The 12,108-nt window shown below is 35.7% G+C and carries 15 protein-coding genes and 2 pseudogenes; 7 read left to right on the top strand and 10 right to left on the bottom strand.

Annotation, left to right across the window (positions count from 1 at the left end; genetic code table 11):
• Positions 1–706: 706 nt before the first annotated feature.
• Positions 707–919 carry a hypothetical protein gene (locus tag RA086_RS15850; protein ID WP_057822567.1) on the bottom strand — a complete coding sequence of 71 codons (213 nt, stop codon included), beginning with the start codon at positions 917–919 and terminating at the stop codon, positions 707–709.
• Between the two features lie 355 nt (positions 920–1,274).
• Positions 1,275–1,862, bottom strand: a complete 588-nt coding sequence (locus RA086_RS15845) for a site-specific integrase (RefSeq protein ID WP_063730326.1) — start codon at positions 1,860–1,862, stop codon at positions 1,275–1,277.
• 103 nt (positions 1,863–1,965) lie between these two features.
• On the opposite strand from RA086_RS15845, the gene RA086_RS15840 reads away from it, so the two are divergent.
• Together RA086_RS15840 and RA086_RS15835 are read left to right on the top strand one after the other, a co-directional pair.
• Positions 1,966–2,244: a plasmid mobilization protein gene (locus RA086_RS15840; protein WP_003625288.1), complete on the top strand. Its 279-nt coding sequence runs from the start codon at positions 1,966–1,968 to the stop codon at positions 2,242–2,244.
• Positions 2,234–2,536, top strand: coding sequence for a type II toxin-antitoxin system YafQ family toxin (locus RA086_RS15835; protein ID WP_021357787.1), 303 nt, complete (start codon positions 2,234–2,236; stop codon positions 2,534–2,536). Before RA086_RS15840 ends, RA086_RS15835 begins: the two co-directional genes overlap by 11 nt.
• Before the next feature lie 128 nt (positions 2,537–2,664).
• Here RA086_RS15835 and RA086_RS15830 read toward each other — a convergent pair whose 3' ends face one another.
• Positions 2,665–2,877, bottom strand: coding sequence for a DUF3923 family protein (locus RA086_RS15830; RefSeq protein ID WP_015063544.1), 213 nt, complete (start codon positions 2,875–2,877; stop codon positions 2,665–2,667).
• Positions 2,878–3,115: 238 nt separating this feature from the next.
• Here RA086_RS15830 and RA086_RS15825 point away from each other — a divergent pair, with 238 nt between their 5' ends.
• The 3 genes from RA086_RS15825 to RA086_RS15815 all read left to right on the top strand — a co-directional run bounded on the left by RA086_RS15825 (position 3,116) and on the right by RA086_RS15815 (position 5,204).
• Positions 3,116–3,604, top strand: a complete 489-nt coding sequence (locus RA086_RS15825; RefSeq protein WP_164684629.1) for a DUF536 domain-containing protein — start codon at positions 3,116–3,118, stop codon at positions 3,602–3,604.
• A gap of 704 nt (positions 3,605–4,308) precedes the next feature.
• Positions 4,309–4,686: a YxeA family protein gene (locus tag RA086_RS15820; RefSeq protein WP_003646093.1), complete on the top strand. Its 378-nt coding sequence runs from the start codon at positions 4,309–4,311 to the stop codon at positions 4,684–4,686.
• A gap of 245 nt (positions 4,687–4,931) precedes the next feature.
• Positions 4,932–5,204: a hypothetical protein gene (locus RA086_RS15815; RefSeq protein ID WP_134144460.1), complete on the top strand. Its 273-nt coding sequence runs from the start codon at positions 4,932–4,934 to the stop codon at positions 5,202–5,204.
• A 465-nt stretch (positions 5,205–5,669) separates the two neighbouring features.
• On the opposite strand, the pseudogene RA086_RS15810 reads toward RA086_RS15815, so the two are convergent.
• The 3 genes and pseudogenes from RA086_RS15810 to RA086_RS15800 form a co-directional block, all read right to left on the bottom strand.
• A pseudogene (locus RA086_RS15810) lies at positions 5,670–5,915 on the bottom strand (transposase); the annotation flags it as partial.
• Positions 5,854–6,021, bottom strand: a complete 168-nt coding sequence (locus RA086_RS15805; protein ID WP_308704635.1) for a hypothetical protein — start codon at positions 6,019–6,021, stop codon at positions 5,854–5,856. The pseudogene RA086_RS15810 and the gene RA086_RS15805, both read right to left, overlap by 62 nt.
• Positions 6,022–7,067: 1,046 nt before the next feature.
• On the bottom strand, positions 7,068–7,655 hold the full coding sequence (locus tag RA086_RS15800; RefSeq protein WP_025016518.1) for a site-specific integrase: 588 nt from the start codon (positions 7,653–7,655) through the stop codon (positions 7,068–7,070).
• An 85-nt stretch (positions 7,656–7,740) separates the two neighbouring features.
• Between RA086_RS15800 and RA086_RS15795 the strand changes: the two genes are divergently transcribed.
• Together RA086_RS15795 and RA086_RS15790 are read left to right on the top strand one after the other, a co-directional pair.
• Positions 7,741–8,004, top strand: a complete 264-nt coding sequence (locus RA086_RS15795; protein WP_308704634.1) for an AbrB/MazE/SpoVT family DNA-binding domain-containing protein — start codon at positions 7,741–7,743, stop codon at positions 8,002–8,004.
• Positions 7,998–8,342: a type II toxin-antitoxin system PemK/MazF family toxin gene (locus RA086_RS15790; protein WP_001748110.1), complete on the top strand. Its 345-nt coding sequence runs from the start codon at positions 7,998–8,000 to the stop codon at positions 8,340–8,342. Before RA086_RS15795 ends, RA086_RS15790 begins: the two co-directional genes overlap by 7 nt.
• 757 nt (positions 8,343–9,099) lie before the next feature.
• On the opposite strand, the pseudogene RA086_RS15785 reads toward RA086_RS15790, so the two are convergent.
• The 4 genes and pseudogenes from RA086_RS15785 to RA086_RS15770 form a co-directional block, all read right to left on the bottom strand.
• Positions 9,100–9,231 (bottom strand): annotated as a pseudogene (locus RA086_RS15785) (restriction endonuclease subunit S); the annotation flags it as partial.
• A gap of 9 nt (positions 9,232–9,240) precedes the next feature.
• Positions 9,241–10,476: a polysaccharide deacetylase family protein gene (locus tag RA086_RS15780; RefSeq protein WP_103127349.1), complete on the bottom strand. Its 1,236-nt coding sequence runs from the start codon at positions 10,474–10,476 to the stop codon at positions 9,241–9,243.
• 125 nt (positions 10,477–10,601) lie between these two features.
• The gene (locus RA086_RS15775) at positions 10,602–11,180 is read right to left on the bottom strand and encodes a DUF536 domain-containing protein (RefSeq protein ID WP_029507739.1); all 579 of its coding nucleotides are present in this window, start codon (positions 11,178–11,180) and stop codon (positions 10,602–10,604) included.
• Positions 11,173–12,108, bottom strand: a 936-nt coding sequence (locus RA086_RS15770) for a replication initiation protein (RefSeq protein ID WP_076801280.1), incomplete at its 5' end; no start/stop codon positions are given. The genes RA086_RS15775 and RA086_RS15770, both read right to left, overlap by 8 nt.

The raw sequence follows: 12,108 nt of genomic DNA, 5'->3' as shown, positions 1-12,108 counted from the left end.
AAAATAACCTCCTTGAATAATACTACCTTATTTGAATACAGGAGTAAATAAATGTAGTCGATAAACAGACAAAATGTAGTCGATAAACAGACAAAATGTAGTCGATAAACAGACAAAATGTAGTCGATAAACAGACAAAATGTAGTCGATAAACTTCTGTACGCCTTGGGGGAGTAAGGCACAATAGGGGTCTAAAAGAGGTTTAAAAGAGGTTTATAAAAGAGGTTTAAAAGAGGCACCAGTGTACAAGATCAAAATCTAAAACAAAAATACAAAGGAGTGAGCCCAAAAACAGGCTCACATTAAACTTCATTCGCTACGCTCTTTGCGCCTCACTTCGTTCGTTGCCTGCAAAGGAGTGACAAGCCACATTTAACCGGGCGCTAACGCCCCGAACCCCGTCCAAGCTGAGCCAGCTTAACCGCTTTTTCACTCGCCGTTAGGCAGGAAAGCAAAGTTTTATAGAAACTTTGGCTTTCGCCAATTCAGTGTTAAGACTGGTTTAGAGCTGTCAATTCCTTATGCTCCCACGCTTTGCTCGTCCGCTACCATTGACAGCAAACAGTTAGTTTTTTGAATCTAAAAAAGATTTTAGCTGCTATGTTCGTTTTTAAGGGTCTTATTTTTCGTTTCTAGCGATTTTAAGACCATTCATATACATTTATACCAAAGCAAAACAAAAAGCCCTCAGCAGGCTTTTAGAGGGTTAAATAACGAAGCCAGGACGATTAATAATATCTTCTTGTCTTTTTTGCAAAATATAAGTGTATAAGGAATCATACAAATTCTTTTTAATCTCGTCAGGTTCATTGACAGAAGCTTCAAACAATTCTTGAATATCAACTTGCCAAGGATCAGCAAGCACTTCATTAATTGGTTTTAATACTTTCTTTTCGTCCATCCTAATTACTCCTGACATCAAAATAATGATTTCAGTTTAGATTTACAGATTTTACAGTACCGTTATTCAAAATTTGTTACCAAACTTATAAAGATTCTTTGCACAGAACGATTAAAAAAATTGGCTTAAAACAGCGTAATCCGTAACACTTTTTAAATATTTAAAACATAACAATCTTAGTTTAGGTGCAAACATAAATTGAATTAAAAATACAGTCAATTCAACAACGGCAAAAACTGATTTCATGGTTATCAGAAGACCGAGTGAAACGAGGTCAATGCGCACTTACACATAGAATTTATTCTATGTTGTGCTAGACCCATTAAAAACCTGTATCAGAAGTCGCTGTTGGCGACAACAAAATCAAACTAATTTACCCAAAATCAATTTGGTTCAACATGTTTTCTGTACTTGCTTGATCCAAGCCTAAATAAGCTAAAGTCATGGCTTCACTTGAATGATTTAATAAGTGCATGACTAGGCCAATATTGTAATTTGATTGCGTGTAAACACGATAAGCCCCAGTTTTGCGCATCGTATGAGTACCTAGATAATTAATTCCTAATAGATCGCCAACCTTACTCATAATTTTGTAGAACTGTTTTTCAGTAATATGGCGTTCTGGGTGTTGAATTGAAGGAAAGAGCCATTCAGAATCTAGCTTATGATCAAGCAGCCATTGACGGTACAATAAGAGCTCTGTTTGAACAGGCTTAAGGTACAAGGTATTAGGTTTACCAGTTTTTCGGTCATGAATAAACGCATTTTGTTTAATAGAACCGTCCGGATTAAAAATATCGGCCTGTTTTAAGCCCATAACGTCACTCACTCGCAGTAGCGTCGCTTTACCAACTTGAAAAATCGTATAGTTACGTCGGCCAGCTTTAAAGTTATTGAGTAACGTATCTTGAACCTCTTTAAGAACGTTTGAATCTTTGATGGGTAAGACAACTTGTCGCATAAGCTGTTAGTTCCTTTACTTTAAAATTAATTTAGTTGCAGAAAACCTAAAAATCGAATATTATAATGTAGTACGATGGTAAACTTAAAGGAGGCGGATTAGAATGAGTAATACTATTATTAAAAACAAGACAATTTCAACTCGTGTAACACCTGACATTAGTGAACGGGCTAAAGCTAATCTAGCAAAACAAGGGCTAACCGTTTCTGAGTATATACGCTTATCGTTAGTTAAAGCGGCCAATAATGAAGTTCGATTAGTCAGCTTTTTAGATTCTCCGGAAGCCTTAGCCGCTAAAAAAGAAGCAGAAACAGGGCAGGTCAAAAACATTGGTTCATTGACTGACTTTGAAGATTGGATCGATAAGTTAGATGCAAATTAAACAGACCAAATCTTTTGAACGTGAATTAAAAAAACTAGTCAAAAAACATTTCCCAATAACTGTCTTGAAGCCTTGTTTAGAAGCAATTGTTGAACAAGATGTACTTGTTTTGAAACAGATTAAAGATCATGCATTAAAAGGAAATTGGCGTGGCTATCGTGAATTTCACCCTGCCAGATATGGGAGCTATGGTAAAAATTATGACAACTGGATTGTTATTTATCAGCTAGATCATGATGAATTGATTTTGTTATTGGTTGCAACTGGCTCCCATGAAATCTTGAATCAATAGCTATAGTTTAGGGGCACTTATAAAAGAATAAATTAAAATAGCCCCCAATATCTATAATGTAGATATTGGGGGCTATTCTTTCAATGTTTTCGAGGGGTTATTTGTGAATTATAGACCCTGATTTAGTTTTACTTTCTATGCTTAACAAATAGCAGTAAGACAAGTTGGATCAAGATGATAACAATAAAGAAAACCACTAGCACAATAAAAGCAGCTAATTTAGTTGCTGGCGTTTGAATCGTTCCAGCACCAGCAACTTTTCTAATGAAAATTACAAAGCTTAATATACTGAAGATGATTAGCCAAATAAGATTGCTTAGCCACCAAACTTTTAATTTCATGTGTTTGGGGTTACTCCTTCTTTTGGTAGTAATATGTACTAACTAATTGGCGTAATAGAATTATACTGGTCAGAAAGGCAGCCGTCCATATCGAGCCAAAACAGCCACTATTCTTAAAAATCTCCGCGATAGGATATATATCATATGTTGAGAGACGTGTTCTAAGCCCTCGTTCAGTGTTCACCTTGATTAACTATGTTAATATAAACGTATAGACTAACGTAAAGGATGACGTAAAATGGCAAATAAGACAATATCTTCAATAGCTAAAGATTTGAAGATATCACGTGCAAGGGTTTATCAAATCATTGATATGCTTGATGACAACGAAAAACCCTCAAAAGACAGCAATGATAGATATGTAATTGACGATAGTGCTGTCAATGCTATTCGTAAATACTATGCAAATAGTAACACCAAGGCTAAACAAGAAAAAACGTCACCAATTGACGATAAAGTTCTTGATATAATTCGACGTCAACTAGACAAAAAGGATAGACAAATTGAAAAGCTAACTCAATTACTTGACCAGCAACAACAGCTCAATTTGTCTACTAACCGTCAAAACGAAAAATTACTTGATACCTCTACGAACAACACCCCCTCAAAGGACGATAGCCCCTCGCAAAACGACGATACAGACGTTTTAAAGCCTACCGAGAGTAATTCTAAGTGGGAAGAAACAAAAACGCTTAAAAAGGGCTTATTCGGCTGGCTAAGACGTTAAAAATACCCCTTTGTCATATTATCGGCAAAGGGGTATAATACTGTTTGTAACTAAATTGAATAGACAAAAAAATTCCCTCGGTCACCACCGGGGGAACACATAACCCTTATCAAAGTTTATGTGTTCATTTTACCTACTATTGTAAGATTTTTCAAGTGGGTAGAGTTGAATTTTTCTGGATCACGGGGGAGCCAAGCCCCGTTACTAGAGTGGCAACATTCTAGCCAAGCCAACTAATCTTACCTTTCGAGGACTGACAGCCGGTTAGCGGAGCTAATGAAACAAGTCGACAGGTCAAGTGAGAGCCGCCGCTATAAACTCCCACTAGGAATTAACCTATACTTGTATTTAGGTTGGTTCCGAACGGTGGCCCCACGTACGGGGCGGGCGGTAAAGCAGTACGAAAGTACAGGGCGATTACGCAAGGCCAGTGATCCAAACAACTAAAAATAAATGATTGCTGGCACCTATAAAGGGTGCTTTTTTTATAGGCTAAATTAGTTAGGCTAATCTACAAGCGCAATAGTAACAATACAAGTGTTTTTACGTGACGGTGATTCGTGACGAACAACAAAAAGTTTTCTTCTTCGCAAAACAAGGGGAAAACTATATCCCGCTCAGGTTCAAGCGTTCTGAACAGCAAAGGGCGAAACCAAAGTCAAGTTAGTTTTAAGTGTTTTTATAGAGTTTAGGGGGATTTGTTTTTGAGTAAGTCTGCAATTAAAAATCATTGGATAGAAAGTGTCTTGGTTGTTTTCCTAGTTGGAGTTACAGTTTTAAGTATTGGGTGGCATATTTATCGGTATGGTGGTGATTATTACTACATGCGAGTTAATGGTAGTAGTGAATCATTTCCTGTAACAGTTCCGGTTGGGATTACACAGAACGGCTATGTTTATCGTGGTATTGCTAAAGATAAGTATGGGAATCGGCAACGGTTAGAGGTTCACACGGTTGCTGATGATTTAGGGCCATTTCATAAGGGACAGATCATTAGAATTACATATAATCCTAAATTTGGTGTGACTAATTATAAGAAAGTTAGCCGTGATCAGGTTCCACCATTGGCTAGAATTCACTAACTTTCCTAAAATAAGAATGCTGTTAAAATAGGCTTTGATTTGATCGTTTTACCTAGACCAATTTAATTTCACAAAGTAAAAAACAAGTACCCCTGCTAACACGGTGTTAGTAGGGGTACTTTGATTAATGGGGATTATGTTAACTAAGTTATTTTATTATATTGTGATTTATTATCACTTGATCGTTATATTATAAAGTGGATAGAGGAAGTCTATTCAAATATAAAAGTAAGGTGGTCATTTAAATGACAGAAGTTAATAAAGAATATATGAGTAAGGACGAAGTTATTAAAAGTTTATCGGGTACACCTATAAGTTTAGATGTTGAAAACGATGGGACGCGTGTAGGAACAATCGTTGATGGTGAAAAGTTTTATAATAAGATGCTTTTGTTTGACCCAGATAGATTTACTCATTGTAAAAATGATAATGAGGTTACTGTTGCGGCCAACAAAGACCTTGACGTTAAGGATAAGTTAAATGCTGCTGAGTGGGGAATTGAGAAAGAAAAGTCATAAAAAGCAGGCCAGTAGATTACTTAATTGTAGTCTGCTGGTTTTTATTACGTTAAAATACGTTATAAGAAGTTTTAGCTAGTCGTGACATAATTTACGTGACATAGTTCAAAGCCTCTTAGAACTCATTTTAACGGGGCTATACGAAGTGTTATGACGTGTGATTGCTTGGTGTTGAACGTATAGATTAGATACTATTTGGTCGTGAAATATTTATCCCGCTACTTTTATTCTAATAATGTTGATATAACAACGTTTATGTACGTTTTAAGTTTGTGAATTACGTCTGCTATTATACTAACGCCTACGCTAAGCGCTCCGTTGTTTTCCCTTGACGGCTCCAAGGGAAGCCAAGAGCAACTCACTCACACGTTCGTTCGTGACAAATAACTTGCTTGCGCAAGTATCAGGTAGCGTCAAGAATCTTGTGTAAATGAAATGCCTTCGTACATATAATATGTATCTAACTTAAATAAATGATGCTTCCAAGGTGTCCTGGAGTCCTTTGAACCCTCGGTGGATCCGCTTCATAGACTTCTCGTTATAAACATTAAACTGAGAAACCAGAAAGCGATCCAGTGAATCTTCGGTTGGAAATTGTTCTTTGTGGTGGGTGGTGCGCTTGAGATGCTTATTAAAGTTCTCAATCAGGTTAGTGGAGTATAGTGATTGCCGGATAGCTGGTGGAAAGTCCATGAAAGTGAGTAAATTCGGTTTGAAGCAGCTGGTTAATCGCAATTTCGAGGTGGTGACGAAAAACTTCGTCCAAATCTTGCTTTTGGGCTAGTGCAGCGATAATTTCTGTGGTAAGTTCATTCATGGGGAATGCCTCCTGTGATGTTTTCTGTGATTACTAAATATCATAAGGGAAGGCATTCCCTATTTCTATACAATTCAGAAATCTTTTATGCATTTACACAAGATATTTTACGCTCTCTTTTAATATTGCAATTTAATTAGAATGATCTAAAATAGAGTTGTCCCATCAGTCGGGACTCATGGTATTTCGTTTCAATGTGACAACTTCTTGGTGAGCACTTACCCGGGTGCTCATTTTTTTGTTTTTACACCAAGTTTGCATAGTGCTATAATCAAGCTTGTGTCTCCGACATAATGACACATCCACTTCATAATAGTGTGAAAATTCCAGCATACAGACAGGCCCGTCATTAATTTGACGAGCCTGTTTTAAAATACGATTTAAGACGTTTTAGCATATCAAGGTAAATACACGTGACATAGTTCAAAGCCTCTTAGAAGTCGTTTTAGTGGGGCTATACGGTGTGTTATGACGTGCGATTGCTTGGTGTTAAACGTGTAGAATTAGATAATGTTTGACCATGAAATATTTATCCCGCTAGTTAGTGGCTTGATAACGTTGATATATGAGCGTTTATGTGAGTGTAAAGTTTGTGAATTACCTTTGTTCATATTATATATAGTAAGTGCTAAAGCACTTACCTAGAGTAACTCACTGACGTTCGTAACTTTCGAATCACTATTGTAAATTGGGTATTGACTAGTATTGTGTTTGCTAAGGCCTCACTATGTTCGTTGTTTTCTATTTGGAAATCATTAGACCCAAAGGGAAATGAGGGCCTTAAGGTAGATTGTAAAATTTTGTTGCTAAGTTTACAAAGAATCTCTGCAAAAATTTAAATCATAACAAGATTAGTTAAGTGTAAGCATAATTTAATTAAAAATACATTCAATTCAACGACGGGAAAAATCGACTCTATGGTTATCAGCAGACCGAGTAAAACGAGGTCAATGCGCACTTACACATAGAATTTATTCTATGTTGTGCTAGACCCATTAAAAACCTGTATCAGAAGTCGCCGTTGGCGACAACAAAATCAAACTAATTTACCCAAAATCAATTTGGTTCAACATGTTTTCTGTACTTGCTTGATCCAAGCCTAAATAAGCTAAAGTCATTGATTCACTTGAGTGATTTAGTAAGTGCATGACTAGGCCAATATTGTAATTTGATTGCGTGTAAACACGATAAGCCCCAGTTTTGCGCATCGTATGAGTACCTAGATAATTAATTCCTAATAGATCGCCAACCTTACTCATAATTTTGTAGAACTGTTTTTCAGTAATATGGCGTTCTGGGTGTTGAATTGAAGGAAAGAGCCATTCAGAATCCAGCTTATGATCAAGCAGCCATTGACGGTACAATAAGAGCTCTGTTTGAACAGGTTTAAGGTACAAGGTATTAGGTTTACCAGTTTTTCGGTCATGAATAAACGCATTTTGTTTAATAGAACCGTCCGGATTAAAAATATCGGCCTGTTTTAAGCCCATAACGTCACTCACTCGCAGTAGCGTCGCTTTACCAACTTGAAAAATCGTATAGTTACGTCGGCCAGCTTTAAAGTTATTGAGTAACGTATCTTGAACCTCTTTAAGAACGTTTGAATCTTTTATGGGTAAGACAACTTGTTGCATGTAAATGACCTCCAGTAAGAATATTTGCATTGTGTATCTACACGGGATATACTTGACTTGTGATAATAGTTTAGGAGGAGAAAATATGGAACTTATTAAAGAACAAACACGCTTAGCAAAGTGGGGAAACTCGAAAGCTGCTAGAATTCCTAGCCAAATTATTAAACAACTGAAATTAGATGATAACCAAGATATGACAATAACCATTGAAAATGGATCAATTGTTTTAACACCAATAAAAAAGAACCCAACCAATATTCACGAACTATTTAAGGATTGGAAAGATGACGGGGAAAGGGATCACGAGCTTGATTGGGGAAAGTCAGAAGGCAATGAACTTCAATGGTAAGCCAAGGTGATATATTTTATGTTAACTTTAATCCAAGCCGTGGTCATGAACAGATGAATAAGCGACCAGCCATTGCTCTAAGCAATGATCTAGTCTGTCAGACAAGTAACATGACGATTGTGGCTCCAATTAGCAGTACCAAGCGTAATTTTCCAATGTATCATCGACTAACTAGTAGTCAAACAGTATATGGAAAAGTATTATTAGATCAAACCATAGCCTTAGATTTACGGGCAAGACATGTCACTGATGAAACTATTGTCGATCATGTATCGCGTGAAGAACTAGAAGAAATAATCACTTTGTACAAATTATTGTTTAGTATTGATGACAAATAGAAGAAGTCATTTCTTTAATATTAAAACAAATAACCCCCAATATCTATATTATAGATATTGGGGGTTATTCTTTCAATGTTTTCGAGGGGTTATTTTGTAATAATGGACCCTATTTTTTTGTTTTACTTAATTGTTTTCTGAAATATTTTGGCACCCAGATTAATAATAAAAAGGGTATGACGAATACACTAATAATAATAAATAAACTTTGAAGATTAAGGAAAATAACGTTACCTGGATAATTATTTGGGATTGGAAGTAGATAGTCAAGAAACTCCGGTAGATATATGAGACTAAATATAAATACAAGATCAGTTAATCCTGTTACATAGTGAACCATAGAAAAAAACATGATTAAATTGTGCCCAAAATATTTTTGTTGGGCCAGGTGTATAGTTTCTTTTCTGTCTAAAATATTTTTTTTTGCTGTAATAAATAGAAAAAATAAACTTGTTAATGTAATCGTTATTGATTCGAAGCCGAAAATAAAAAAAGTTGTATTACTTGAATAGTCCTTAGTTACAATGTGACCAATAGATGCGGCAACATAAATACTTACTGAAAGTGAAAATAGAAGGGTAATAATTGTTAGAGTCTTTTTTGTATCAGTTAGTCTTTTTATTTCATGTTTTAAATATAAAAAATCAGATATAGTTAGCAATATGAATGCAAAAAATGTCATAGGCCAAGAAAATAAGATAGGCAAAGTCATCTTTGTCCCTTCTTTGTAATTTTTATCAAATGGAGATTATAGACCCTATACAAACATATTTTGTAAAAAGCCTTTTTTCTGTTCTTTCAACAAATCTAACTTACGTTGATGAAGAGTGATAGTGTTGTCTAACTGTTTGAAAAATAACCCAATTTTTTGTTGACGACTTTTGTCTCGCGCTCTTCATTATTTATCACGATGATAAAAATCTTTTGTATTAAAGAAGTCATTTAGAACCGTGTTCTCACCAGTCATTGTTTCATGTAAACGAATACCATCGACATTTATCCGCGCATTACGATAATAATCATTTGTTAATTGACCCCATGATGTCTGTGACGCATCAACATTATCGAAAATACTGAAACCGCTACTCTTAAGATAAGTGTACTTTGCATTATCATTTGTATAATTTGTAAATGAGCCAATATCTGCTCCAAATGGGAAAATCAATACTGGTGTTTTACCAACAATTGGTTGTACTTCCTTTTGCCAAAGTGCAGTGTCCTTTTTGATATCATCAACACTGGCCGTAGTCATATTTATATGACCCCAGGAATGCGATGCAAACTGCCAACCTTCCTTTTTCATAGCGTTAGCAACCTTTGTCGCTTTCTTAGCTTCGCGATGTGTCTTTTTTGTATCACCATATTGACTCTTTGATGAACGATAACCTAGCACCCCATTATAACCCGTTTCAGCAATCACACCCTTTGAGCCACCGTATGAGAAATCTGGATGCTTTTTGATGAAGGTATCAATAATCGGTACCATGTCATAATCACCAATTTTCTTCTGACCATTATTGGTATATTGATTTTTAACATCACCTTGCTTATTGACGACTAATTTATCTGCAAATCCAGAATTCTTCATATACTCATAATAGTTAACATCATCCTGTGATATAATTAAAGGCTTCTTGCCTTCAGGTAATTTGACTGGTTTGAAAGTCACCTTCCCTTGTTTATCAATCGAAATGATATCTTTAAAGTTAATTAATACATAGCCATTATCATATAACTGATTCAGCATCGGCATAAATTCGTCGATGGTCGCCATATAATCTTTGTATCCCTGTGCCTGCTTAGATGAGAAAGCTTTACCAGGATCAACAATTAGTGAATGATAAAAAAGATGTGAAATTTTTGTCGGATCATCCCACGTGACCAACTTTGACTGTTGCTTATTAATACTCTTTTTTAGATGATCAACTGTTGTTCCTTTGTGCCCCGATAACACTGATTTTGCTTCTTTATATTGGTACTGTTGACTTAATGATTTTGCCTGCTTTACTGCCTTAGTTGTTTGACTATCAGTTTTTGTAGTCATAACATCATCATCAATATTGCCATATAACCATAAGCCTGCCCCCAAAATCAACCCAATGACGACAAGACTAGTTATCTTGGTTTTTATCACAGCTACTCCCCCATAATTTTTATGAATATTAAACGACAAGTTAGTGCCATTCTATATCTTATTACCTCAAAAATAAAATTATTCGTAAATTGCTTTAGTTGAAACCTTAAGGCTTACATTAACTTTTACCAGAATTTCCACCAACGTTTAATAGCTCTATTTGTGTGTATGCCATCTTTATTACTACCAGATTTAACAATCTTCTGTTTAGCTATTTTGCTTTTTTTATCTTGGATGTTAAAAAGATCATTTCCGGTCGACAAGTTGTCGTTAGTTTTTTGAGTTAGTTGCCCACTTAGCTTTTGTACATGATCTTTTAATCGACGGTTATCTGCTACTGTTGCTAATTGTAATTGTTGCTGCTGATCCACCAATTTTGTTAGATGATCTATTTGTCGGTCTTTGGTAGCAAGCTGTTTGTCACGTTGAGACTTTAAATCTTCTATTTCTCTTCTTAGAGTGGCAATTAGCTCATTATTTTCTTTGCTAGTCTTTGTCACTTTTTTGCTACCTGTTTGTTGGGTATTTGCTACCAAAGGCTTTGCTACCTTGTCCCTAATAATCCTTTCAGCTGTAAGGCTGATCATGTTTGTACCTTGACTATCTTTTTGTCGGTTCTTTGTTGGTAGTCTTTGGTAGTGGTATTGAATAGTTTGTTTAGAGACCTTCAATTCGTCAGCAAGTTCTCTAATAGTTTTAGGCATGATTTCCAAACCCCTTTCGGAGTTCAGCAAGTGCTTCTTGTCTTGCTTGATCTCTTATTTTTTTATCATGTTCGGCTTGTTTGACAGCCAATGCTTGCTTTTCAGTAGAACCTAGAGTTAACCCCTTAACTTTATCAATGGCACGCCATTTTTCCTGTTCTGTTAATTCACCATTATGCTGAATGTTAAAGAGTTTTTGACGTTCATCTTGAAATTGACCTTGTGAGAAGTCGTTAGCGTCTTTTCTTTCAGGCTTCCAAGTAAAAGTATAACCAATCACTGGTTTCCCACGACCTTTACCATATTTTTTTCGTATAGTTAGGCCTCTAAACAAAGGGGTTAGTTCTTCCTTAATTGGGCGAATAACCCTAGATTCAACGTTCGCAGGCTTACTCCAATAGCTTTGTGGAATATCTAGTAGTTCAAAGAAATCATTTTTAGAAAAATAAGCATAACCAGTGGTTCGGAATTGTTTAAGAATACGAAAAGTTGTTTTTGCGTAACTACTCTTTAAATCTCGGAACTCTGTCAAAGCATAACGAACCCAACTTTCGAGATTATTTAGAAGTTTCAACGCTTTGGGATAAATTTGAATATCAACATAAGGAACGTCTGCAGATCCCTTAATTTCAAATCGAGTGAACATGACAAACATCTCTCTATCAAGACCATCTTTACTTCGAGAGCCAAATCTAAGACCTAGTATTTTTTGATATGTACTTTGTATGTCATCAATAAACCGATTATTTGCGGTTGGCTTATAGGCACTTAACTCTTTTAACTGATCAAAGGTAAATCTAACAGTATCATCACCTTTATCACGCATTCTAGAAACTACAGAAAAGAACAAGTTCATTTCTACAGGAGTAAACCTTCGCAAGGGGATTGTATTTAATTCAGGGTCATATTTGACTAATTCATTGCTCAT

The organism is Lactiplantibacillus brownii (assembly GCF_031085375.1).
Taxonomy (GTDB): domain Bacteria; phylum Bacillota; class Bacilli; order Lactobacillales; family Lactobacillaceae; genus Lactiplantibacillus; species Lactiplantibacillus brownii.
This window is presented reverse-complemented; position numbering and strand designations above follow the sequence as displayed.

Bases quoted from the DNA above. Each gene is read 5' to 3' on its own strand.
- RA086_RS15850 (WP_057822567.1), bottom strand. From the start codon at position 919: ATGTCAGGAGTAATTAGGATGGACGAAAAGAAAGTATTAAAACCAATT.
- RA086_RS15845 (WP_063730326.1), bottom strand. From the start codon at position 1,862: ATGCGACAAGTTGTCTTACCCATCAAAGATTCAAACGTTCTTAAAGAG.
- RA086_RS15840 (WP_003625288.1), top strand. From the start codon at position 1,966: ATGAGTAATACTATTATTAAAAACAAGACAATTTCAACTCGTGTAACA.
- RA086_RS15835 (WP_021357787.1), top strand. From the start codon at position 2,234: ATGCAAATTAAACAGACCAAATCTTTTGAACGTGAATTAAAAAAACTA.
- RA086_RS15830 (WP_015063544.1), bottom strand. From the start codon at position 2,877: ATGAAATTAAAAGTTTGGTGGCTAAGCAATCTTATTTGGCTAATCATC.
- RA086_RS15825 (WP_164684629.1), top strand. From the start codon at position 3,116: ATGGCAAATAAGACAATATCTTCAATAGCTAAAGATTTGAAGATATCA.
- RA086_RS15815 (WP_134144460.1), top strand. From the start codon at position 4,932: ATGACAGAAGTTAATAAAGAATATATGAGTAAGGACGAAGTTATTAAA.
- RA086_RS15805 (WP_308704635.1), bottom strand. From the start codon at position 6,021: ATGAATGAACTTACCACAGAAATTATCGCTGCACTAGCCCAAAAGCAA.
- RA086_RS15800 (WP_025016518.1), bottom strand. From the start codon at position 7,655: ATGCAACAAGTTGTCTTACCCATAAAAGATTCAAACGTTCTTAAAGAG.
- RA086_RS15795 (WP_308704634.1), top strand. From the start codon at position 7,741: ATGGAACTTATTAAAGAACAAACACGCTTAGCAAAGTGGGGAAACTCG.
- RA086_RS15790 (WP_001748110.1), top strand. From the start codon at position 7,998: ATGGTAAGCCAAGGTGATATATTTTATGTTAACTTTAATCCAAGCCGT.
- RA086_RS15775 (WP_029507739.1), bottom strand. From the start codon at position 11,180: ATGCCTAAAACTATTAGAGAACTTGCTGACGAATTGAAGGTCTCTAAA.